The organism is Pseudoalteromonas sp. SANK 73390 (genome assembly GCF_054966645.1).
Genome location: NZ_ARPN01000106.1, coordinates 1 through 25,507 on the forward strand (window position 1 = coordinate 1; position 25,507 = coordinate 25,507).

The 25,507-nt window shown below is 41.4% G+C and carries 14 protein-coding genes; 9 read left to right on the top strand and 5 right to left on the bottom strand.

All coding sequences use genetic code 11. The features are described from left to right. Both SANK73390_RS13050 and SANK73390_RS13055 read left to right on the top strand, forming a co-directional pair. Positions 1-925 (top strand): thioesterase domain-containing protein (locus SANK73390_RS13050; RefSeq protein WP_462766425.1); only part of this gene is annotated, 925 nt, incomplete at its 5' end. A 94-nt stretch (positions 926-1,019) separates the two neighbouring features. Further along, a complete protein-coding gene (locus tag SANK73390_RS13055) occupies positions 1,020-1,604 on the top strand; it encodes a DUF6817 domain-containing protein (protein WP_462766426.1) in 585 nt (194 codons plus the stop codon). Positions 1,605-1,791: 187 nt separating this feature from the next. On the opposite strand, the gene SANK73390_RS13060 is transcribed toward SANK73390_RS13055, so the two are convergent. Together SANK73390_RS13060 and SANK73390_RS13065 are read right to left on the bottom strand one after the other, a co-directional pair. Further along, positions 1,792-2,844 (bottom strand): class I SAM-dependent methyltransferase, encoded by a 1,053-nt coding sequence (locus tag SANK73390_RS13060; RefSeq protein ID WP_462766427.1) that lies wholly within the window; start codon positions 2,842-2,844, stop codon positions 1,792-1,794. Between the two features lie 76 nt (positions 2,845-2,920). After that, the gene (locus SANK73390_RS13065) at positions 2,921-4,906 is read right to left on the bottom strand and encodes a hypothetical protein (protein WP_462766428.1); all 1,986 of its coding nucleotides are present in this window, start codon (positions 4,904-4,906) and stop codon (positions 2,921-2,923) included. Positions 4,907-5,434: 528 nt separating this feature from the next. Here SANK73390_RS13065 and SANK73390_RS13070 point away from each other — a divergent pair. The 5 genes from SANK73390_RS13070 (at position 5,435) to SANK73390_RS13090 (ending at position 12,873) form a co-directional block, all read left to right on the top strand. Continuing rightward, the gene (locus SANK73390_RS13070; protein ID WP_462766430.1) at positions 5,435-7,855 is read left to right on the top strand and encodes an ABC transporter permease; all 2,421 of its coding nucleotides are present in this window, start codon (positions 5,435-5,437) and stop codon (positions 7,853-7,855) included. A gap of 45 nt (positions 7,856-7,900) precedes the next feature. Further along, positions 7,901-9,157: an HlyD family secretion protein gene (locus SANK73390_RS13075; protein ID WP_462766432.1), complete on the top strand. Its 1,257-nt coding sequence runs from the start codon at positions 7,901-7,903 to the stop codon at positions 9,155-9,157. Between the two features lie 31 nt (positions 9,158-9,188). After that, complete coding sequence (locus SANK73390_RS13080) at positions 9,189-9,941, top strand: ABC transporter ATP-binding protein (protein WP_462766433.1); 753 nt, start codon at positions 9,189-9,191, stop codon at positions 9,939-9,941. Between the two features lie 285 nt (positions 9,942-10,226). Next, positions 10,227-11,597: a sigma-54-dependent transcriptional regulator gene (locus tag SANK73390_RS13085; RefSeq protein ID WP_462766434.1), complete on the top strand. Its 1,371-nt coding sequence runs from the start codon at positions 10,227-10,229 to the stop codon at positions 11,595-11,597. Then, complete coding sequence (locus tag SANK73390_RS13090) at positions 11,578-12,873, top strand: sensor histidine kinase (RefSeq protein WP_462766436.1); 1,296 nt, start codon at positions 11,578-11,580, stop codon at positions 12,871-12,873. The genes SANK73390_RS13085 and SANK73390_RS13090 overlap by 20 nt, the downstream gene beginning before the upstream one ends. Positions 12,874-12,980: 107 nt before the next feature. Here the strand turns inward: SANK73390_RS13090 and SANK73390_RS13095 are convergent, their stop codons facing one another. Both SANK73390_RS13095 and SANK73390_RS13100 read right to left on the bottom strand, forming a co-directional pair. Then, positions 12,981-15,200, bottom strand: a complete 2,220-nt coding sequence (locus SANK73390_RS13095) for a TonB-dependent receptor (RefSeq protein WP_462766437.1) — start codon at positions 15,198-15,200, stop codon at positions 12,981-12,983. Positions 15,201-15,627: 427 nt separating this feature from the next. Further along, positions 15,628-17,952: a DEAD/DEAH box helicase gene (locus SANK73390_RS13100; protein WP_462766438.1), complete on the bottom strand. Its 2,325-nt coding sequence runs from the start codon at positions 17,950-17,952 to the stop codon at positions 15,628-15,630. Positions 17,953-18,059: 107 nt separating this feature from the next. On the opposite strand from SANK73390_RS13100, the gene SANK73390_RS13105 reads away from it, so the two are divergent. Further along, the gene (locus SANK73390_RS13105) at positions 18,060-18,890 is read left to right on the top strand and encodes a M90 family metallopeptidase (RefSeq protein WP_462766440.1); all 831 of its coding nucleotides are present in this window, start codon (positions 18,060-18,062) and stop codon (positions 18,888-18,890) included. A 107-nt stretch (positions 18,891-18,997) separates the two neighbouring features. Beyond that, positions 18,998-22,177, top strand: a complete 3,180-nt coding sequence (locus tag SANK73390_RS13110; RefSeq protein ID WP_462766441.1) for an amidohydrolase family protein — start codon at positions 18,998-19,000, stop codon at positions 22,175-22,177. Between the two features lie 201 nt (positions 22,178-22,378). Here SANK73390_RS13110 and SANK73390_RS13115 read toward each other — a convergent pair whose 3' ends face one another. After that, positions 22,379-25,132 (bottom strand): tetratricopeptide repeat protein, encoded by a 2,754-nt coding sequence (locus tag SANK73390_RS13115; protein ID WP_462766443.1) that lies wholly within the window; start codon positions 25,130-25,132, stop codon positions 22,379-22,381. Positions 25,133-25,507: the final 375 nt, after the last annotated feature.

Below are 25,507 nucleotides of genomic sequence, written 5' to 3' on the forward strand. Positions count from 1 at the left end.
CCACTCACTGCTTGCAGTTAGGCTCATGGCGAAGATCAGCAAGCACTTTGGACAAACATTACCTTTGGCTGAGCTATTTAAATCACCAAATATTTTGATGCTCGCTCAGTTACTAGAAAATGATCATGAGCTTGGTTTTGAGATCTCCGTACCTTTACAAGTAAGTGGTGAACAACAAAATATGTTCATGGTTCCCGGTGCAGGCGGAAATGTACTGTCATTTCAGTTATTAGCGCAATCATTGCAGGGGAGTTATGCGGTTTATGGCTTACAGGCTGTAGGCATAGATGGTCGTAAAGCGCCTATCGAAAGTGTAGAAGATACTGCAATTGCCAATATTAATGCTTTAAAAGCCATACAACCACAAGGCCCTTACCGTTTGTTAGGTCATTCATATGGAGGTGCTGTTGCGTTCGAAATGGCCAACATACTTTTGCAAAGAGGTGAATCAGTACTGGAGTTGATACTTGTAGATGCTTTAGCTCCATCATTATTTAAGCAAAAGTTTTTCTCAAAAATGCTCAGTGCTACGGAGGAGTTGTATGAAGTCTGTGGTTACTTAGCTCAACAATTTGGTGCGACTTTAAACTTCAATGCACAAGGGTTAGAGCAAGTACCAGAAGATAGTGTTGGAGACTACGTTTGTGCGCTGTTTAATCAACAGGGGGTTGATATTACCTCTCAACAGTTCAATCTATTTTATTCTGTTTACCAAGCAAATTTAAGGTGTTATTTGCAATATAAACCGCAGGCGCTGATAGCAGATTTAAATGTACGCTTATATCAAGCCACAGCAACATTAAATAGTATCGAAAGTGCTGAAGACTATCGTTGGAATGAGTTGCTGACTAGACCTGTAAAATGTACCAGCGTAGAGTCTGATCACTTCTCTATTTTGAATCACATCATGTTAGAGAATGACTGAAATATTGTTTCTCGTGGCAAGTTGTAGGAATCAATACCTTGCCACGCATAATCGTTATCACAAAAAACAAAAATAATTAATAATGGAGAATTTTATGCAAAGTCAATTTGCCACAAAAGCGTCAGAAATTACTATTAGGGCAGATGTGTTGGCATTTTTGCAAAGCTTACATCTCGATGCCGTAGCGCATACTAAAGTAAGCTTTCATGAACATTTAACTGGCGTTTCTTCATTGCTACATGCGTGGGGAAATTCAGATGCAGTGTGTAATGCTGGGCTCTTCCATAGTATCTATGGTACAGAGGATTTTGAGAGGCAATCTTTACAATATAGTGAGCGTGACAAACTTAAGCAATTAGTAGGTGAAGAATCAGAAAATCTAGCTTTTTTGTTTTCGGTTTGTGATAGGAAAAGCTTTCTCAAAGCCGCGACTCGTTTTAATGTTGATACGAGCTTCACGGTTAATATGATTGAAGGAAATAAGCCAATTAACATTACGAAGCCAACATTGGCTGCTTTACTTGAGATTGAAGTGGCGAACTTGCTCGATCAGGCACCTCATATTAAAGATTTAGCCAGTACCACTAGACAGACTTTGATAGGTATGGCTATGAGTTTAAGAGGTATTGTTAGCCACAAATCGACCCATGCAATGCAGAGCTACTTGCTCGGTTCATGACTCTTCGTTAATGAGCGCATTAGTATAATGTGCTCATTGGTAAGCTGGCGGTTGGTATCTTGGTCCATTTATCTAAATAATCTAGATGAAACCAGAACCGTTTGGCTTGGGGCTGCTACATAGACAGCTAATTTAATTGATAGCCACATCACAGTACTTTAAAGGGCTATCTCAAGCTTTTTTATTGTTAGGGAATGATACCAATACCCCATGCGACTTGTAATGAAGAAGGGACGTTAGCTGCTGAGTTAAATAACGTTTTTAGTTCTGGTAATGAGATTGAATGATTGACAAATTCAGACTCCATACCAATGGCTAGTACTTCGTCCATGTTAAGCTCAGATTCCTTAATGGCTTGCAGCAAGTGTGGATATTCGTTGCTTAACTGAGCAAAACGTTCATTGGCTTGCTGTTTTGAGCGCGCACCTGTTTCACTAATGATCTCTTCAACTGCATATTGATCTTTTAGTTGCTCCCAGAAAATACCAACATCCATTCCAATACCATGGGTTTCAGGTTTTACCATAATATCATGAAAAACAGTCCATCCATCTTCTGCTTGTAAATGGCGGTACATTTCAAAGTCGCTCTTTACAGCGCCGTAGTTGTGGTTGCCGTCAATAAAGAGCAGGTCAATCTTCTTATCACCAAGAATTTTCTCAAGTTCGTACACACTACTCATTGCATAAGAAGATCCTCGAATGAAAGATACTTCTTGTTGTCCCCAACCAAATTGGCGAAACAAATCACACTCTGCATCCGTTTGTCCGCCACCGAAAGGTGCTCCAGAGCCTATATCGATACTGACCACTGTTGCGTCAGAATCGGCTACTTGGCAAAGAGCGAAGAAAACGCCGCCCCTAGCTGTGCCAATTTCAACTACAGTTTTTGGACGTTTTACGGCTGCTTTGTTAAGAAACTCTTGTAACTCAGAATAATGCTGAATAGAGCGAAAGTTGGTCGCAGCCCTATCGAGAATACCATCAACATTTACAGACGTATCTAAAAATGAAGGTGGTAGCTTAGCCGCTAAATCAGAAGGGATGCTGATAGTGCTATCTTTTCTAGCTGTTTCGATCCATTCGGCTTGGGCTGTGTTCAATTCAACGATGCCCTTGTTCCAAGGATGCAAAGCAACAAATTCAGATTCAAATACTTTACCACAAGTCGGATAGGCATCTTTGATATATTGATTTAGCAAGGATGTAGGAAATGTGAGTACACGTTCGATATTATTCATATTTTTAATTCCTTGTTGATTCCTAGTGTTTCCTTCGTCAGGGGATTGCCAATATGGCCCTGATTATCAGGTATATTTATACGGTTATCTCTTTTACTTGACGTACATCATCTGGCGTTAAAGATTTAGCCACATTTGCCAAACTCTCCTTATCTTTAGGTGTTAGAGCAAGCATTTTCCAGTCAATTAGATGATCGATAAGCTCAAGACCTAAGCCAATGTGGACATGTCGTTCGTAATGATAATAACGGTTCATTGCATTTGATAACTCACCTACCTGAACGTCAGATTTTTCTGGCCTTTTCCCAGTGAAGTCGTCATCACTTTTAATATGAGCATTGATATCAAGTTGTATAATTTTATTTGGCATTTTCATCGCTGCCGTTTGAATAGCGGCGTTGATATGACGATGATGAAGCTGCCATTGTTCAATCACAGGGCGAAGCGAGTTTTCTACGTCTTCAAACAGTGCCAGTGGTATTTCTGGAACGTTCAGAACGACAAGTTTTGAGCTTTCAGGCATATTAGCGGCTAACTGTTGCAAGTTGTTGGTGTACTCCTGTTCGCTCAACGTTCCGTTAAAACTAAATTCTTTTATAAATGACGACGTGTCAAAGTCTTTCGCTAAGTGATAGCGTTTTATAAAGTCGTTTAATTTTGCTTTATTTTGGGAAAGAGAAAAATCCATACACCCAAATAAAAAGTAGTCCAAAGGTACATTGAATTCACCGCTCTTATGAAGGTAGTTGGCGCACTGAGCATTGCGAACTGATGAAAGTATAACCGCGGTGTTTTCTTGTTCAAAAATAGACATATCGAATAAAGATGAATCAATCCATGGTAGTTGCTCCAATACGTTACCATATTTATTCAGTAGTGCGGTCTGTCTGGCTAACTCTAGTATGCTTGCATAACCAAATGGTGTGACTAGATGACCTTTATCATTTACGTGCTGGACATAGTATTTGAAATCTAGCTTGTCGCTTAACAAAAAGCCGAGTCCATACCCTAAAGTTTCTAATTCACAAGGGCCCATAAAAGCGATAGTTCCAGAGCGCTCTTTTTTAAAGGCCGGTTTTGGGACGTCAACTTTATCCGCTGGTAAAGTAAAAGTGACCCAATCTGGCTGAACGTACTCTTCATATATTTCAGCAAACTCCTGTGCTTTATTAGGCGCGAACAAAACTGCAGGTTTTTTTAGAAAATGATAAACCGCAACCTCTACACCCATGCGTAAAACTCGGCATGAAAAAACAAAATGATGGAGTGTGTTTTGAGCTAGGTTAAGCGCATAAAATCCAGCAATTCCATAATCACCGAATTTATCGCACACTCTAATATACCTGCATTCAAAGTTGCTATCAGCGACAAGCTCTCGTATTGCTTGTTCTGTATCTCGTTTTTGTGTGAAATTTATTTGGTTAGAACGCAGAGCAAGTTCAACAACTCTCGGAATTTCTGCCTCTGTAATCTTGTCGACTATACATTTGATATTACACCTTTTTAGAAATCCGTGAGAATCAGAGGTAGTCTTTGAAAACTCTGATTTTGCGACAGCTTTCTTTTGTAGCAGCTGATACCGCTTTAGTCTTGTCAAATCAGGATCCGCAGCTGGCCTTGATTTGTGCCATAGATGAAAGGATTTTATGAATTCTTCTGCAGTTGTCACGGTTAATAGCTCAGGGTGCTGCGCAAGCACACCTCCTCTGATCCGTGCTTTATCGTCGAGGAAGATTGTGTTCTGTGCTCTAAGATGAGCGTCATGCAATACTTCAGTAATGTGCTCTGATTTATCTCCCCAGTTTACTTTAGGGAATACAAAATAGGGCAAAACGCCATGAGCTTCTAAAACCTCAACGACGTCATCATAGTTGTTATTACTTGATATAGAGCTAATAATTCCTTGTTTTGCAAGAGCTATGACAACTTCATGGTTTTCTGTAGAGTAGTGGATCTCTCCTTCTGTTAATGTACCTTTCCAAAAAGTGTCGTCTAAATCCCAGATAACTAGCTTTGTGTTGCCAAGTATCTGTTTATCCATTTCAATAAGTTGCACACTCATATCGTAACCCTAGATCTAATTATTGTTATTGAAGTCATTGCGATATGAAAAATCGCTATTACTCAATTTTAAATCGCAAATTGTGTGCCAAAAACACACCTTCCATGCATAAAAGTGTTCAAGCCCATGGATTCCCCATATACCTGTGGGAGCGTGCGAAATTTTCAAACAGTAATACCACTTTTTTCAATCGACCACCGTGATAAAAAAAGGCTATGCGTCCGATATCGATCCTCTCAGCGTCCGATATCGGTCGGTAGGGTGTTAGATTAAACATCAAAGGGGAGGACTTCCAACAAAGTTAACATGAACGCTGACTTATGATACTAACGTGATTTATATTAAGCTCTTGTATTGATTGTTTTTTTGTTTTTTTCCGTCGTGAACGAAGTTGGTATATCAAGGGGTTTTGATTAAAGAGAAAAAGTGGCATGTAATTAGCTATCTTTGGTTCTACTTTTGGTAAATTGATTCAGGACTTCTTAAAGTCTCATCGTATAAAACAGGAAGCAAAGGATGAACCATAGCATGTATCTGATAAAACAGGCCTGGGCAGGGTTAAGTGCCAAAAAAGGCTTCTCTATAACAATAATGACTACATTAGGGATAACCTTAGGTGCGCTATTGTGTATTTTGACGCTAGCTTATGTGATGTTAGGCAAACCGTTACCGTATCCAGAGCAGAATAAGCTTTATCAGCTCAACGCCTATACTGTAAATGAAAAAGGCGAGCAATATCCAACGCCTGATTATAACTTGCCAAGTTTAATTCATCTTTACGAAAACCAAACTGCATTTAGCAAAGCTGCAATGGTCAGTTTTGAGAATGCTGTTATCGGCTCATTGCCCACACAACCTTCAGTGAGAACAACATTTGTGACGGCTAGTTGGTTTGAGTTGTTTGATAGCCAAATGGCGGTAGGAAGACGGTTTGAACAAACGGAAGCCAAAGACACACACAACCCCGTAGCCATTCTTAGTTACAATGCTTGGCAAAATGAGTACAACGCGGACAACAGCATATTAGAACAGTCAATCACAATTGGTGACACGAACTTTCGTATTGTTGGGGTACTGGCTAAATCTTTTGTGGAGCCTCAATTGGGTGGTATTGGTGCAAAAACTGATGTCTTTTTACCTTGGGATTTTAATGCGTTTAGTGCAGATGAATCTAGAAGAAATGCGTGGGGTGGGTTTAGTGAACAATTCCGCTTTGTCGGAAAGCTTGATAGTACACTTAGTAATACACAAGTTGAGCAGTCATTAACCAAGCTGGTCAGCGACAAATGGGTTGAAAATACCTATGATCGCGAGTCTTTCAAAGGCTGGGCTTTAATAACTGAGCTAAAGTCAGTTAAGAGCGTTATCTTAGGAGACAGTGGTGACACCGTTCTATTGTTGTTTATTGGGGTCATTGGATTAGTGTTGATTGCTTGTGCCAATATTACCAATCTCTTTATGTCTAGAACGGCTGAGCAAAGTCGTCAATTAGCGATTCAAGCCGCAGTGGGTGCCCGTAAAAAAGACTTATTTAAAAGCTTATTTGCAGAATCTGGCATAGTTGTTTCTATGTCGGTGGTGGTTGCACTTGTTATTGCCAACCTTAGCTTCTGGGGATTACAACAATATCTCGCAGAGCGTCTTCCTCGTGTCGATGAAGTCGCTATGAATGGTGTAACGCTCGCTGCGGCTGTTGTCATTGCCTTATTGCTCGGTCTATTTTTTGCGCGCTTAAGTGCTAAGATGATCAACTACCGAGCGCTCAACGCTACGCTTCAAGCAAGTGGTAAAGGGACCGGTGTGCAAGTGTCAGAGAAGGTGAGACGTGTACTTATTATTTCTCAAGTAGCAATCGTAACCATACTGGTGTTTGTGAACATGGGGCTGCTACGAGACTCAATAAAAGTGATCAATCAACCCCTTGGTTTTGAAACTAAAAATATATCGACGTTTAACCTGAAAATAAACTTTTCAGATGATTTGTCAGATGAACAGAAAAAGCAGCTCATTGAAGACTTGAAGAATAAAGTGATGGACCTGCCGCAGGTCGAAGATATCTCGCATTCTTTGTCTCCATTATTGTGGGGAAGTGTTACCCAAAAGAATGAAAGCACGAATGAACGCTTTATTACTAAGTTTAAGTTTGTCGATGAACGCTACTTTCAAATGATCAACCAGCCGATGATTGAGGGTGACTATTTCAGTGAAGCTGATAGAAGAGATGACAGAAGACTATTCATTGTAAATGATGTATATGCTCGCAAGCTTGCGCCTGAAGGCAGTGCAATTGGTACTAAGGTTAGCATTGGTGATTCAGTTTATACCGTTCATGGCGTAGTTAAAGGTGTATTGATGCCAACGGAAACTGAAATTCCTATGCGTACATATGAATTATCATCAAGACCCTCTTCACGCTTTATGATTAAGCTCAAAGAAAATCAAACTTTGTCAAGAGAGCAAGCTGTTAAGGCAGTACAGTCTGTCAGTAATCAATTTAAGTTATTTGAGATGGAATCGTTAGGTGCTCAAGTCAACAAACGTTTATTTACTCAATATATGACAGCGATTTCGAGTGCGGTGCTTGCGGTGCTCACATTCCTCTTAGCGACGATTGGCTTGTACGGCATCCTCAACTATGCCATACAAATGCGTAAATTTGAGTTAGGAACTCGCCTAGCTATTGGTGCCAGCAGAAGTAAAATTGTGTCTTTGGTGATTAAAGATAACGCATGGTCGGTGAGTATTGGTATTATCATAAGTTTGATAGTGGTATTGGGACTGTATGTTGGCTTTTCAGAGTCATTGAACAGTTACATCAATCCTGAGGTCGTACTCTTATATCCAATCACTTTGGTATTGGTCGCTTTGATGACATTGTTTGCTTGTTATTGGCCACTACGCTCTATCATTAACGCGCTACCTATTCAATCACTTCGTGATAGTCAATAAGCATAGTTGTCACGAAGTTATTTGGATTATGAGAGGTAAAGCTAAATGGATGTAATGAAAAAGAAACCCAAGACACAATGGTTGGCAAGTAAATACCAACTAGCAGCAGTGGTATTACTTGTCACAATTGCTTTAGTTGCGTGGGCGTTAAAGGCGGCTGGAACGATGTCAATATCACGTAAAGATGTACTGATTGAACAAGTTAAGTTCGGTGATCTAGAAGTGATAACGGAAGGCTTTGGCATGTTGAGCTCTAATAAGCAGCAGTTGCTGACGGCCTTGACGCCGGCCACAGTCAAAGAGATTGTATTGAAACCTGGCGCACATGTCGAACCAGATAGTGTGATAGTAAGGTTAGAAAATCCTGATTTAATTCAGGAGGTTGAAGATTCCCAACAAGAGTTGTTGCAGGTTATGGCTAACTTACGGCAACTGAAATTAAACAATCAACGTGAAATACTCGATGAGACTGCCAATCTTGCCGAATTAACAGCACGTTATGAGTCGGCAACCCTAAATAGAAAAGCTGAAGAAAAACTCATCAAGCTAGGCATTGTATCTCAATTGGCTTATCAAGAGTCAGTATTGGAAGAAAATCAACTAGCGAAGAGAATTGAAATATTTAAACAGCGTATTGAGCAACTGAAACTCGTTCATCAAGAGTCTGTAAATATTCAACTGGAACGACTCAAGCAACAGCAAGGGCAGGTAAAAATTAGACAAAATCGCCTAGACGCACTTGAGGTGAAAGCAGGGTTTTCAGGCGTACTACAAAGACTATCTGTGGAGTTAGGGCAAAGCTTAATTCAAGGTCAGGAAGTTGCATTAATAGGTAGTGTTACTGATCTAATTGCACTTGTTCGTGTTTCACAAAGCCAAGTTCAGCAAGTTGTTGTTGGTCAAAAGGCGGTTGTTGACACCCGGCGAGATAAAATCTTAGGTACGGTTTCTCGTATTGAGCCTATCGTACAGGACAATACCGTAGAGATAGAAATAGCTTTGCCAGATGACTTGCCAGTCAGTGCTCGTCCACAGCTCAATGTGGATGCGTCGATTATCGCAGATACATTACAGCAAGTGTATTACATTGAGCGTCCAGCAAATGTTAAACCATATAGCACAATAAACCTATACCGCCTGAATTCAGGCAGCTCAACAGCACAGCTTAGTACGTTAGAATTAGGCCAACAAGCTGGTCGCTTCATTGAGGTTGTATCAGGCGCACAGCTGAATGATGCCTTCATCATTTCGGATTTATCAAATCTGAAAAATACAACAACAGAAGTGGCTATAACGCAATGAAGAATATGAAAAAATTAGCAGGGGAATCGATATGAGTGAAATTAAAATTCAAATGAAAAATATCTCCAAAGTGTTCGAAACAGAGGACATGGAGACTTACGCACTAAAAGACGTTAACCTCACCATCTATAAAGGGGATTATGTATCAATATCAGGCCCTTCTGGTTGTGGTAAGTCGACATTACTTTCGTTGTTAGGTTTGTTAGATATGCCGACAAGTGGGGAATATAAGATAGAAGGGGTCGATGTTTCTAATTTGTCTTTAGATGAAGCTGCGGAAATTAGAAATAGTAAAATTGGCTTTATTTTTCAATCATTCAACTTAATTGATCAAATATCAGCGTTTGATAACGTCGCACTCCCATTACGTTATCGCAAAGAAACAATGAGCGCCTCGCAGATTGAACAACGCGTGAATAAATGCTTAGAAATGGTCAACATGACTCACCGAGCACAACATAAACCTAACCAGTTATCAGGTGGTCAGCAACAGCGTATTGCCATAGCCCGAGCTTTGGTTGGAGACCCTGCTATCCTGTTTGTTGATGAAGCGACAGGAAACCTTGACTCTAATACGGGTGATCAAATTATGGATGTACTTGAGCAATTGAATCAAAATGGCACGACCATCTGTATGGTAACGCACGAATCTCGTTACGCAGACAGAGCGACAAAACAGTTCAAATTGTTGGATGGAGAGATTTTAACCACGCCAACGAATAAAGAGTCAGAAGTTACGGGTACCGTTGAGCAAAGTGAAGAGGCACTAACTACTGCAGAGTAACCTTCGCAAATACATAAAGGTGTAAAGCGGTTTGGCTTTGCACCTTTATCCTATAAATATCATACCACATAGTGGCGGTATTAAATGTCGATTACCAGTCATGATGCTTCTTATCAACTGGGTATTTTAATAATTGAGTCTGAAGCTAACTTTCGTTCCGCTTCTTCCTCCTGTATTTATCTTGACCCTTTTATCCACCTGTGTATCATAATCACACAAAAGTGGAAAGTTATAGGCTTTCAAAGATACCGCGTTAATAATAACAAATAGCAAGAAAGGAACGTCTTGAGTAAACCTTGTATTTTGATCGTCGATGATCGTCATGACATTTTTCTAAGCACTAGCTTTGTGTTGGAAGACAATGGTTATTCTCTGCTAGAGGCCAATAGTCCAGAGCAGGCACGTGATGCGATAAAACACAACCGCATTGACTTGATATTACTCGACATGAACTACTCACGGGATATTACCTCAGGGGAGGAAGGTATCGAGTTTTTATCTTGGCTATCCCAATCAGAGTATAATATTCCTGTGGTAGCCATGACAGCATGGTCTAACGTTGAACTTGCTGTAAAAGCAATGCAACTTGGTGCCGGAGACTTTATTGAGAAGCCTTGGAAAAACCAGCGTTTGTTGCAAATTATTAAGCACCAACTGACCCTCTCAAATCTACAGCAGCAAAATCAAAAGCTACAGCAGCGTTTAGAGCCTGAGCAGCAGCAAGGGTATGTGTGGCGATCTCCTTGTATGCTGCAGTTGATGAAGCAAATCACCAATATTGCTGCAACGGATGTGAATGTGCTTCTGACAGGTGGAAATGGTACAGGTAAAAGTCAGTTGGCTGAAAAAATTCATGCTTTGTCAAAGTATCAATCAGGGGCGTTTATTTCGGTTAATATGGGGGCTATTTCAGAGACTTTGTTTGAAAGTGAAATGTTTGGCCACAAAAAGGGGGCGTTTACCGATGCGAAAAGTAATCGTATTGGCCGTATTGAATTGGCTAACCATGGCACATTATTTTTAGACGAAATAGCAAATATCCCGCTCTCTCAGCAAGCTAAACTACTGCGAGTGCTCGAATCGGGACAGTATGAAGTGTTGGGGTCAAGCCATACACAGCATATGAACACACGTATCATCAGTGCAACCAATGCCGATCTTAAAAAGCTAATTCGTAACGAACAGTTTCGCGAAGATTTGTTCTATCGCTTGAATACGCTTGAATTTAGAGTACCGTCATTACGAGAGCGTACGCTAGATATTGTACCGCTGGCAGAGCACTTTATCCAAATCTATGCACACAAATACCAAAGACCAGCGATCACATTGACTGACAAAGCGCAACACATTTTGTGTGACTACTCTTGGCCAGGTAACATTCGTGAGTTGAGCCACTTAATGGAACGGGCAGTATTGTTATCTCAGTCAGCACAAATCTGTGCGGAAGATTTGTCCATGTTTACACCCGTCGGTGAGGAACATCAGCCCGATGATGGTGCCATTACTATGATGACGTTGGAACAAGCAGAGCGGCTGTTAATTAAACAAGCACTGGCAAGCAGTGGTAATAATATTACCCAGGCAGCGAACCTTTTAGGGTTGACTAAGTCTTCGCTATACAGACGTTTAGATAAGTATGACGACATTCAAAGATAAAACGCTAGAAGCATTTATGACGTTTTGGTTGTCACTTTTCTTGCTGTTTTTTTCAGCGATAATACTTGCTTTTGCGTGGTATTTTGAGTGGTTAACTTGGCAGGTTTTGGTCGCGATATGTGTGATAGGATGTGGCTACTTATTTGCCATAGGGTATTTTCGAAAGCGCACTCTTTTAAGTTTCCATCGCGCGCTGTTACACATCGAATCGATAAAACAAGAAGACTATAAACAATATGCCAAACCTGCTTTCCCTTATGGTGTGGTGGGTAAGTTCCATCAGCATTTGCGAGAGCTCAGTGAGGAGCTCTCGGTAAAAAAACAGCGTTATGACCAACATGCTTTTTTGGTCTATCAACTGATAGATCAGCTCGATACACCCGTGATGGTATTTAATCAAAAAGATCAGCTATCGTACGCCAATGGGGCATTTAGTTTGTTATATGATGGTCAACCTTGGCAGCGATATCGTCATTCTTCGCCTAGACTTTTAGGCTTGAGCAAAGTAGATCACACTTGGCAACTGAATATCGATAAACAGCATATCAATCAGCAATGGCAGATCAGTCACAGTACCTTCATTGATGCAGGCAGAACCTATCAGCTTCTCATATTTACTAATATTGAGTCGACAATTCGCAATAGTCAGGACAAGGCTTGGCGACAGATGGTGAATGTTATGGGGCACGAGATCCGAAACTCGTTAACACCTGTCTCTAGCATTGCAGAAAGCTTGTCTGAACGGGCAACCAACCAACGTGACCAAGATGCCCTAGCACTGATTTCAGAGCGTTGTATATCGCTACAGAACTTCATTAATCGCTATGCTTCTTTAACTAAAGAAGTGAACCTACACTATGAGCAAGTCTCAGCTAAACAACTGGCACAGCAAGTCTCAGGGTTGTTTGAGCATAGTGTGTTGCGCGTTACCGTGAAGTCGGTATGGATCTGGGCTGATAGGTCTGTTTTAGAGCAGGTATTGATTAATCTCGTCAAAAATGCAGTAGAAGCGGGGGCAAATACGGTTAACTTGGCGCTCAGTGAAGATAATCACAATACGGTTATTAAAGTTATCGATGATGGGCATGGTTTTGCAAATGAGGAGAATGTATTCGTGCCCTTGTTTACCACAAAGCAGGAAGGGCAAGGAATTGGATTGAGCTTTTGTAGAAACGCGATTGAGCAACACAATGGCAGTATTAGTTTGGTTAACAACCCAACGCATGGAGTCACTGTGACCATTACCATCCCGCTCAAGTCATCCAAGCTAAATTAGAACGACTTAACACACTCTGATGTTGACGTGCTGCAAAGAGAAGTTACTAAAATCAAATTGCCAGCGATTATGCTGGCAATTCATAGTTTCAGGTATAAATCGAGTATTTAGAATGTCGCTTTGTAGCGTACACCAAACTCGCTGGCGTCGTTGCTCTTGATAACTAAAATGTAGTCGCCTGTGTTTATGCGTGCATCATCATAGCGCTCATCAAATATATTACGACCATATAATGAGATATCCCAGTTGGCATTCACTGGTGCATATGAGATATCAAAATTAGTGGTGGTACGGTCATCAATTTGCGTCATGCGGCGTGGGTCTGAACTCGGTTCACCATACATGCCATCACGATAAGAAATATCCATGCGTGCTGTAACCGCTGCGCCATTGCTTAACTCAAATTCATAAGAGGGGCTGATTGATGCGGTCCACTCAGGTGTAAGCGGTGCGACTGGCTTAACCCCATTTTGTTCTTGCACGTCTACATCCATAAAGCCAAAGCTTGAGTGCACAGTGAAACGGTCCGTTACATAATAGGTACTTTCAAACTCAACACCACGCGAGGTTTGCTCAACAATCAAGTTGTTAGTATCAAAACCTGCGTCAGTTACCACGTTAACTTGATAAGGTAAGTCATCATACTCGGTATTGAAAAACGCCACGCTCATGCTGAAATCATCTGTTAGCTGGCCCTTAAAGCCGGTTTCATAGTTGATTGCACTGATGTTGTCGCTGGCCAAAAAGGCATTATTAGCACGAACCGCTGCAGCGGCTTCTTCTTGCTTATCAAAACCACCGGCACCAAAGAACTGACCAATTAAAAAGTAAGGGCGGGCAGGGTACTGACCTGATTGATAACCCGTCTGTACGGTAGTATACCAATTTAAGCCACTCTCAAAGGTGTAGTTGGTGGCAAGTTCCCAAGAAATTTCATCCCACTCACGGCTTGAGTAAATAGTACCAACAGGGTCGAATACATTGGTAGACGCTGATTTGTCATCTTCTGTGTAACGTACACCACCAGAGATACGAAGGTCATCAGTGGCGTCATAACCTACATTTACAAATACTGCGCGGCTTGTGGTTTCTTGGTCAAGCTCTAGCTTGGTTGGACCACCATCAAAGCTTGCTTCTGATGCATCCTGACGGTTGCTACCTTCTTCATTAAACCAGTAAACGCCGGTGACAAAATCAGCACGGCCTAAATAGCCTGTTAGTTGTAATTCAACTGAGGTTTGATCTGCCCTACCACGCTCAGGGTAGTGATCAAGCGCTGCTGCCGTACTGTCATCATCAAGGCCTGCTTTGTACTCAGATGAGCGTTTAGAGAAGATGAATTTAGTCCCATAATCAGCAGTAATATCGTACTCTGCAGTGAATGAAACACCATTGGCTTTGTTTGAAACGGTTGACGTTTCCATCGTGCTAGTAGCGTTATCGTATGGGTCTATTGTGGTATCTGTATTGCGTAGGCCATTTTGATATAAACGGCCGTTTGGCATTTCGTCAATCAACGTGGTGTAAGGGCGAGTACCGCCTTCACCATCGTTTGCATCAGCAGTAAATACAAGGCGTAAATCTTCGCTGGCATTGTATTTGATTGAAACACGACCATGAAACTCTTGGTTTTCACCTACGTCATACTCTGCATTTGGTAAATTTACGAATTCACCCAACCCACCACGACGGTTAAAGCCCATATTAAAGTTAAAGGCTAAGTCTTCGCTAACAGCTTGGTTTGTGAAAATACTGCCTTTTAGACGACCACGAGTGCCTACTTCAGTACTTACTTTAGTCACCGCGTCTTGATCTGGCTGCTTAGTAATGATGTTAATCGCGCCACCAATTGAGTTACGACCGTAAAGTGTGCCTTGTGGACCACGTAATACTTCAATACGTTCAATGTTAGCTAGATTCCAGTTTTGGCCTACTTGGCGACCAAGGTAGACACCATCTACATATACACTTACGCCAGGGTCTGTGGTGATCAAGTGATCTTGAAGACCTATACCACGAATGAACGGGTTAGCTGAAGAATTATGACCAGCTGAAAAGCCTGTAATGTTTAGGTTTGGAACAAATTTACCTACATCAGTAATGTCTGAGATACCTTGTGAATCAAGGTCATCACCTGAGAATGCACTCATAGCAATGGGTACTTCATAAATAACTTGCGAGCGTTTGGTTGCCGTTACAGTAATGGCTTCAATTTTTGATTTCTCAACTTGTGCCTCTGCTGCCATTACTGACGCTGCAGAAAAACTTGCCAATGCGACTGATAATGCGCCTGCAATTGGGTTTAAGTTACGTACTGTGGTGCTCATATTTGTTCCTCAGAAACGGTTAAAATTTTTAAATCTCGTGTGTTTCGGCTATGACGATGTGACTCGCCGCGAGGAAGCTGCTACGCGGGAAACGCCAACCGTTGAATGCAGTTAATTAAGCTTCATGATGTAAAATACGCGCGTGAAAAAACGCAACCCCCTGTGGGAGACTGCTATTAAATTCTTTATAAGGCTAATTACAAAAATGAAAGGCCAGCAAAAGCTGCTATTCGATTGGGCGGGCATTATACAATCACACGCAATAACTTGGCAATAAAAATTAGTTAGGCTGTTCGGTTGGTGTGCCTTTTTTGAATACATTTATTAAAAAAAGCACGAAAACGTAAAAATTAACTTAATTGTGTTCTGTTAGCGCGAAGCGTGCAGTGAAGTACACTCATGAGAACAGGTGAACGTTTTGATATTGTTACTTTACATCAACTACTTTACTGGCTTTTTTGTATCGTATTTTAAAGCCAGGCCAAGCGGGAATCTCCCATTTTTTTGGGGCTTCCTTGCGATTACCGCTGACGTAATTTAATAAAATGCGTTTGGCGGTAAATGAGTATTCAACTTGCATTAGTAAATCGTTGAGCTTTACATGCAGTGGGTGCTTTTCAATAAAGGGCTCAAGTTCCCAAGTTTCAAGTTGTTGGTAGAATAAGTCTTGTGGTTCAATCAGTGCAATATCGTCTTGTTCACACAGTCCAAGCTCCTCGAGTTTATGGTGCAAATACTGCGGTGGTGAGATTACTGCAAAAGGCGTGTTGTGAGCTTGATAATACAGCTGATGCTGAGCAAGCGATTGTATAATTTGCTCACCTGCTGGTGCGAGTAATTTGTCACTTAAAATCAAGTTTACACAAGCATCAATCAAAATACTGCCACTGGCTTTTATAAGCTGTTCATTAAGGTGGCGACCGGCAAAAGTTTGTACACATCTCACCATAATTTGGCCGTCATCTACAGTAGCACCTAAGATTTGCTGTTGTCCTAAATTAAGTTGTGTCACCATTTGTAAGGGAATCGGTGCATTGACAGTGGCAAGTGTCATGGCTTGTTTTGTGCCTTTGCCCGCTAATGCGTAAGTGTCGATGACCAACATCGCTTCGCAATTGTCTTTGATGCGAGTTTCTTTTGCTGGGATCACTTCACTGTCGCCATTACCAAATGCGCCTCTGCGGTTATTACGCTTTACAAATACCCAGTCGGGTTTTGCTATTGCGATTGCTTGCACTAGCATTGTTCTATCATAGCTTGCGGCATGTTTGCGCTCTGGTAGGTCAAAAGCAAGGCGCAGTTGGTCGCTAAATAACTTGGCTTCTCGCATTGCATCAGGGTCGAAATCAACACAACTCAGTTGTTCACGCACCAAGGCAATTGCTAGCTCTAAGTCGCAATGATTCGGAAGTTGTTTATTCAGCTCTTCTTTGCGCTCGGTATTGCTGGGCAGCTGATAAACGCGAGCAGGCACACTGAGTACTGCAACTGCGTCAACCATCGCTTGTTGTAACGATTTACTGGGCATGGCGTTAATTATATAGGCCAGTTCGGCATCAACTGGGAGTGGATAGAGCGCTTTACCCAGTTCAGTGGCTTGTTGTTGCTCATCTATGGCAGCAATTTTTATTAGCTTACTTAGAGCTGCTGTTTTTGAGGTTTCTGGTAGTGCTTCAATAAACTCTAAACTATCAACTCCATTACTTGAACACCCCGCTGCTAGTACCAGTTCAGTGAGGCTTTCTCGATGAATTTCAGGTGGGGTTGTTACAATAAGGGGGGCATGTTCACCATATAAACGAATGCAAATACCCTGTTGCGTTCGTCCAGCCCGGCCTAATCGTTGCTTAGCAGAGTCTTTAGCAATGGCCTCTAAACTTAGAACGGTTTTACCGCCTCTTAGGTGTGTGCGCCGTTCAAGCCCTGAATCAATCACGCAGCTAACGTTAGGGATGGTCAAAGACGTTTCTGCGACATTGGTTGCTAATATCACCCTTTGGGTGTTTTGTACGTTCAATGCTAGTTGCTGCTCTGATGCACTGCATCCACCGTATAAACGCACGACTAATACCGGTAGTTGGTTTAATGCTGACGCAACCGTCTGAATTTCTCCTTTTCCCGGTAAGAACACTAAAATATCGCCGCTGGTGTTGGTAATTGCTTGTTCACAAGCGGCTTTTACGCGTTCAGGCAAATTATGTTTACTGGGCGTAGTGCGGCTATCATCGGCCATAAATAGCTCTTTGACAGGGTACATTTTACCTTCTGAATACAACGCACAGGCATTTAAATAACGCAGCAAGGGTTGGGTATTTAACGTCGCGGAGGTAACAATGAGTCGAAGGTTTTGTTGCTTAAGTAGTGCAAGTAACAAGTCCATATCCCAGCGTCGTTCATGAAACTCATCGAGCATAACGACATTGAAATCGCTCAGTTGATTGTCAAAGTACCAACGAAGTGCAACCCCTGGGGTGGCAAAAACAACTTGTGTGTGTTCATCAAAATGATGTTCAAAACGAATGGCATATCCAATTTGCTCACCCAGTTGAGTGTTTGCTTGTTGCGCTAAGTATTCAGCCAAAGAAGTACAAGCAATTCGACGAGGCTCTATTACCAGTACTCGCCCTTGCGCGCGAGCCCACAATGGTAAACAGGTGGATTTACCCGACCCCGTAGCAGCGCTGACAACCACATGGTTTTTACTTATAGTGGCAAGAAACTCGGATTGGATGGCTGCGATGGGAAGTGTCATTAATACCTGTTATTGGTTAACTCAATAAAGGTAAATTTTACCAAAGCCATATTGAAATTACTGCAATTTGTACCAACTATATTTAAAAGAGCGATTAAGTAATTAAAATGATAAATATTTTTCTATTGCTGGTACTGGTGGTTTTTGTTGCCATGTATTGGCGTTGGCAGTCTATCCAAACTGTAATTTGGGCAAAAAAATACCAAGCGCAAAATTTGTCACATATTGATAAGCAAGTGTTGCTTAAATATATGCCAATTTATCGAGCCATGACCGATGCAGATCGAACCGCTTTGGAAAAGCACATTGTTTGGTTTTTAGGTGAAAAACGAATATTAGGTCGTGATGGATTAAAAATAAACCGCGCCATGGCGCTTATTGTTGCCGCTGATGCGTGTTTGCTCGTACTTAAACAAGCGTGGCCACTGTACCCTAATGTCAAAGAGGTTTTACTCTATCCCAGTAGTTATTATGTGCCACAAACGAACACTGATGGTGCTGGTTTGGTTAACTACCATACCTCAATCAGGCAAGGGGAGTCTTGGCCCGGAGGCACGTTAGTGTTGAGTTGGCATGATGTATTAGAGGGTAATCGTTTACCCGGCGATGGTCATAACTTGGTGTTTCATGAGTTTGCCCACCAATTGGACCAACAAACAGGGCAAACCAATGGTACGCCGCAGTTAAATAGTAAGCAAGACTACGCTGATTGGGGGCGCGTGTTTGCGCGTGCTTATAATAATTTGAAAAGCCATGTGGCATATCAAATGCCGCATGTGATGCATAGTTATGGTGCTACCAATGAAGCGGAATTTTTTGCCGTATTGACTGAGACATTTATTGAAAAACCAGCGCAATTAAAAAGTTATGACCCCGAACTTTACCATTTACTGATGCGTTACTTTGAGTTTGACCCAAGCGACTGGCAGCGTGGTTAATCATACCTTTTTTAAATAGCCGCAAAAATATGTATTTGATGGCATTTTACTGGCAACTTTAGTTAATTTTTGTTGTGATGGGCGAAATTTAAGTTGAGAGTCTAATAATGAAGAAAAAACAGTTTTATAGCGCACTGTCGCTCTCTATTGCACTCGCGCTGGGCAGTGCCCACGCCACCGAAGAAAGTAAATCAGAAAAATGGAATGTGGATGCACCACAAGGTGAGTTTTTAGATGCCAACATCTCTGTGACTCAGGGCACTTGGATGAATGTGGATATAAGCCCAGATGGTAAAACCTTAGTGTTTGACTTGCTGGGTGATATTTATACGATGGCGGCCTCTGGTGGTGAAGCAACACAGTTAACCAGTGATATTGGTTGGCAGATGCAACCGCGTTTTAGTCCAGATGGTCAACATATCGCCTTTACCTCGGATCAGGGTGGTGGTGACAATATCTGGTTGATGAAAGTGGATGGAACAGAGCAAACAGCAGTAACAAATGAAACGTTTCGTTTGTTAAATAGCCCGGCTTGGAGTCCTGATGGAGACTACCTTGTAGCGCGTAAGCATTTTACAGGTACGCGTTCATTAGGTGCCGGTGAAGTTTGGATGTATCACAAATCCGGTGGTACGGGCTTTCAGCTAACTAAACGTGCGAACGATCAAAAAGATTTAGGTGAACCGGCGTTTTCACCTGATGGCCGCTACGTTTACTTTTCTCAAGATGCTACACCGGGTAAAACGTTCCACTATTCAAAAGACTCAGTTGCCGGCATATATAAAATTAAGCGTTATGACAGAGATACGGGCGAAATTAAAGTCATTTTATCTGGCATGGGTGGGGCTATTAGGCCAACACCTTCACCTGATGGTAAAACATTGGCGTATGTTAAGCGCGATGATTTTCAAAGCAGTTTGTATTTGTACGACTTAGCGTCGGGTAAAGAAACTAAGCTATATGGTAACCTTGAGCGCGACATGCAAGAAACGTGGGCCATTCACGGTGTTTACCCAACAATTGCATGGACCCCTGATAACGAAAATATTGTATTTTGGGCTGGCGGTAAAATTCATCAACTAGCAGTGAAAGACAAGTCTATCAAAACCATTGAATTTGCCGTTAATACAACGAAAAAAATTCAAAAAGCACTGCGTTTTGCACAAAACCTTGATCAAGACCAGTTTGATGTAAAAATGTTGCGCAATGTGCAGGTATCACCCAATGGCGAAACCGCAATATTTGAAGCTATGGGCCACATTTATAAGCGTGATCTAGCATCTGGCAAAGTTGCTCGCTTAACCTCACAGAACGACCACTTTGAGTTTTTCCCTCAGTTCTCACGTGATGGCAAAAAGATTGCCTACACCACTTGGGACGATAACAAGCAGGGCAGTGTTCGGGTAGTTTCAGCTAGTAATGGTAAAGGCAAAACGGTAACGACTGAACCGGGTAAATATGTAGAGCCCTCATTTAGCCCTAATGGTCAAACCGTGGTATTTCGCAAAACGCGTGGTGGTTCGATTTTAAATCCACAGTGGTCACTTAAGCCGGGCCTTTATCAGGTATCAAGTAACGGTGGCAAGCCTGAGCTGATCAGTGAAAGTGGCTATCAAGCCCAGTTTGCAGATAGTAATGATATCCTTTATATGATGGACCACGGTAAACACCCTGAACTTCGCTCAATTGAATTAGCAACTAAAAAGACACGGGTATTGTATGAAGCCAAACATGCGACTGAGTTTAGAGTATCTCCAGATGGTAAATACCTAGCATTCGCTGAGCGCTTTAAAGTATTTGTAACGCCATTTGTGCAAACCGGTAAAACTATTTCGATTTCTCCTACCGATAAACAGTTCCCAGTTGAGCAGCTCTCACAGCGTGCAGGTGAAAACATCAGCTGGAGCGCTAAAGGCGATAAGCTTTACTGGAGTTTAGGCCCTGAACTTTATCATGCAAACCTCGATGGTATGTTTGATATAAAGCAAGATAAGGCAGCTGACTTTAAAGTGAAAAGTGGCACCAATATTGGCTTTAAGCAAGATATGGCTGAGCCTGAGGGCATGATTGCACTAACGGGTGCGACGATTGTGACCATGCAGGGTGATAAGGTTATTAAAAATGGTGTGGTGTTAACCGATGGAAAGCACATTAAAGCCGTTGGTACAGCAGCAGAAGTAGTAATACCTCAAGGTGTAGAGGTTGTTGATGTAGCTGGTAAAACAATTATTCCTGGTCTGGTTGATGCACACGCGCATGGCTCACAAGCAAGTGATGAGATTGTACCAGAGCAAAACTGGAAGAACCTTGCTGGCTTATCTTTGGGTGTAACCACCATTCATGACCCATCTAACGATACCACTGAAATTTTTGCTGCAAGTGAAATGCAAAAAGCGGGCAAAATTGTAGGCCCACGCATTTTCTCAACAGGCACCATTTTATATGGGGCGAATGTACCGGGTTACACGGCGCACATTGATTCACTTGATGACGCTAAATTCCACATTGAACGTTTGCAAAAAGTGGGCGCATTTAGTGTTAAATCATACAACCAGCCGCGTCGTGAACAACGCCAACAAGTAGTCGAAGCGGCTAGAGAGTTAGGCATGATGGTGGTGCCTGAGGGGGGGTCACTATTGCAACATAATCTAACCATGGTTGTTGATGGTCATACAGGTGTTGAGCATTCACTGCCAGTTGCCAATATTTATGATGATGTTAAACAATTATGGTCGCAAAGCGAAGTTGGTTATACGCCGACATTAGGTGTAGCCTACGGGGGAATTTGGGGTGAAAACTATTGGTATGATAAAACGGATGTGTGGAATCACCCGCGTTTAAGTAAGTTTGTGCCTAAAAACCAGTTATTACCGCGTTCTATGCGCCGTGTAAAAGCACCTGAGCATCACTATAACCATTTTAGCAACGCCAGAGTGTCTAAAGAGCTGCAAGATGAGGGGGTATTGGTAAACTTAGGTGCGCACGGTCAGCGTGAAGGCTTAGCGGCACATTGGGAAATTTGGATGTTTGCTCAAGGTGGCATGACGCCGCTTGAAGCATTGCGTGCGGCAACGCTAGACCCAGCCAAGTATGTGGGTCTGGACCATCACATTGGCTCTATTGAAGTGGGTAAGTTGGCTGATTTAGTGGTCATTGACGGTGACCCACTAAGTAATATTCGTGATACAGATAAAGTGGCTTATACCATGATTAACGGTCGCTTGTATGATGCTGCGACCATGAACGAAGTCGGCAAAAAGCAAAGAGATAAGTTATTTTTTGAGTAAATAAGTAAAAAAGGAAGGCTTAGCCTTCCTTTTTATGTTGATACATTTGCCACTATTGGAGACATATCAGTGTTCGTTGCAAGATAATAGATTTAAATAGTCTACTTGGTTAGCTTGACTTGCATATAATCGATATGGTGAAGTTTTTTTACTCAAACTATTAATTTGTTTAAGGTTATTTTAATTTTTTGCCATAATTTATTAAAGATTAGGTACTCCATTATGACTTTGTTCTTTTTTAACGCTGAAAATAAATTTAGCACCGCCAAACTCTGAACGTTCGCAATGAATTTTTCCATCGAGTACTTGTGAAACAAGGTTAAAGGTAATATTAAGACCCAGTCCAGCATGGCCTTTATGACGAGCTAAAGTATAAAATGGCTCAAATATTTTGCTACGTTCACTATCATTAATACCTACACCGTCGTCTTCAACAATTACCTCATAAAATTCGCCAATATCACGCATTGTCACATAAAGGTTTAACATGTCATTAGGCTCAGCATGTTCAATAGCATTGCTGAGTAATTGTTCGATAACTTGAAGTAAAGGGTCAATATAAGTGGTTATTTCACTTTGTGTTACTGCAACTAAAGTGACGTTTTGTGGTTTACCCAAGGCGTTAAAGGCCGTATGGAACGCAGTATTGACAATTTCGTCAAAGCGGTAGGTTACTTGCCCCTCTCCCTTTGCCGAAACAGCAACGCGTTTAAATTGTTCTACCAACGCTGAGGTGCGTTTTATTCCGGTAAAAATAAGGTCAGCACTTTGAATTGAGATGCTCAGGCATTTTATCAATTCTTGTTTCGATAATGTGCCTTTATCAGTCATCACTTCCAACTGCTTTAATTGCGCATTTAAGTGAGTGACTGCCATGATCACAGTACCTAAAGGGGGATTAATTTCATGAGCTAAGCCGGCAACTAAAGAACCTAATGCTGCCATTTTCTCTGCTTCAACTAGGCTTTGCTGCGTTGCTTTTAGGTTATCAAGTGCAGCTTCTAAATCATGTGTTCGTTGCTTTACCCGCTGTTCAAGTTCCGTATTTAAAACAACTAAATCAGCTTCTTGTTGCTTTAAAATAGTAATATCATGCTGTATCCCTGCTACTTTTAACGGCTCGTTGTTACTGCCTATTTCTACAACTTTTCCTTTGTCTTGTACCCAAGTCCACTCGCCATTTTTGGTTTTAACACGATAAGAGACTTCAAACGATTGTTCTTTTTTTTCTAATATCGCATCCAAGCATGCGGTTAAACGCTTAAGGTCGTCACTGTGGATGTTTAAATTCTCCCAATTAGGGTTGATATCATCGCACGGATTCACACCTAATTGACTTGCATTTTCTCGTGAAACTTTTTGTTTTTCAATATCCCAGCTCCACAATACATCGCTGCTAGCCCAAAGTGCTAGGCTGAGTTTTTGCTCTTTTTCTTGTATCGCCTCTCGGGATTTATTTGCTAATTGAAGTGCCCGTCGATTATAGAAGAAGCCTAATAAAATCAAAGTACTTAATGCCGCTAATATCATGAAATTACGATTTGTAATTTTGTTATGAAGTTCAGCCTCTGTGAGCATAGATTCTTGTTTGATAAATTTTAAATTGCGTCGCGTTTCATTTATATTGTTTTTTACTATGAGCATTTCTATACGCTGCTGACTAGAAAGATCAAATAATGTGTCTCTGCTTGACTGATAAGTTCTTTGCATTTTATAGGCTGTTTTATAATTGCCAAGATCTGCATATGTTTGTGACAATAAATCATAGGCTTTAAGCAGCACGACATTTTTTTGGGCTTTTTTAGCATACTCAATCGCTTTAAGTAATTGTGTTATCGCAAGCTCAGGTTGGCCTGTTAAATTTGAAAGGTTGCCATGTTCCAAAAAGCCTTCAGCAATTCGGGCTGTTTCATTACTCTTTTGATAAGTTTGCATTGCAGCGTCTAAGATTCGTCTAGCATCGTCGTAACGCTGCTCGGTAATCGCAATGCGTCCCAAATATAGGTTTGTCGAACTTAGTAACTTTCGGTTTTTGAGTTTGTTCGCTAACGACTCAGCTTTGGTTAAATAAGCTTTAGCCGCTTCTAAGTCACCGGCTAAACGATAAGTTTCGCCTAAGTTATTAAACGAGAATACCATCCCTCGCTCGTAGCCTAGTTTGCGTTTGAGTTCGAGTGATTTTGTGTGCATGTTTATGGCTTCTTGATATTTTCCAAGGTCTTTGTAAATAATTGCGGTGTTGTTATAACTAATGGCGAGCTTTCTTTGGTCGCCGATTTTTCTGTGCCCTTCAATCGCTCGCAATTGATAGCTTAGCGCATTATCAAAGTCACCGACAAAACGATACATTAAACCAATGCTCCCTAGAGAGCTAACTTCTCCTTTGATATCATTTACCGCAATATAATTATTTTTGGCCTTCAAGAACCACTCATATGCCTGAGGTATTTTATCTTGATAATCATACATATTAGCGATGGCTGTTTGTGCATCGGCTATTTTCTTGAGGTCGCCTTTTTTTTCGAGCATAGATAATGCTTCAAACCCATCCGATAAAGCCAATTCATAGTTCCACAGCTCTACGTACACGTCCGCACGGTGATAAAGGGCCTCTACGGAAATGTCTGAAAATCCTGCGCTTTTAGATTCATTAATTACTGTGTCGAGTAAAATTAATGCATCACGCTGTTTACCTAGCATAGTCAGCGCTACACCTTGCCATAGTTGCAATAATAACCTTTGTTGGGGATATTGTTGAAGCGGTAAATTTGGTGTGAGGGACTGAGCAAGTGCTAACGCTTCTCTGGCATTCACATTTGACTGTGCTTTCATGTATTGATTAAGCAACAACAATTGTTGTTTACCACTTGCGGCTTTCACCTGCTGGGGGGTCGGTGCAGATGGCATTGCATAAAAGCTTACAAATAAAAATATGAGTAATAACCGGATAAGCATTCATAATCTCTATGAGCTTAGAATATACCAAAGTTTAGAGCCTAAATCGTTGGTTAGCGAATCGAATATTTAAACCTATTATAGTGAGTAGGTTTGCTCCATGGTTTGTACTAAGTCGATTTGAGTAAAGATGGTAAAGTCATTGCTTGGGGCGCAGCCAACTTAGCTTTATTAGCACATGGCTGATTGATGCTAATCCGTTATAATAAACAAGTTTATTGTCATACATAACTAAATAAACATAATAAGATTCAACAAGTAAAAATTGCAACGATGAAAGCTGATGGAAAACGGTTCAAAATCGTCTTCGGGCATTTTTTCTACGTTATTACCTAGCTTACATAGAATATCTATGGATACAGGTTCTGCCTTGCC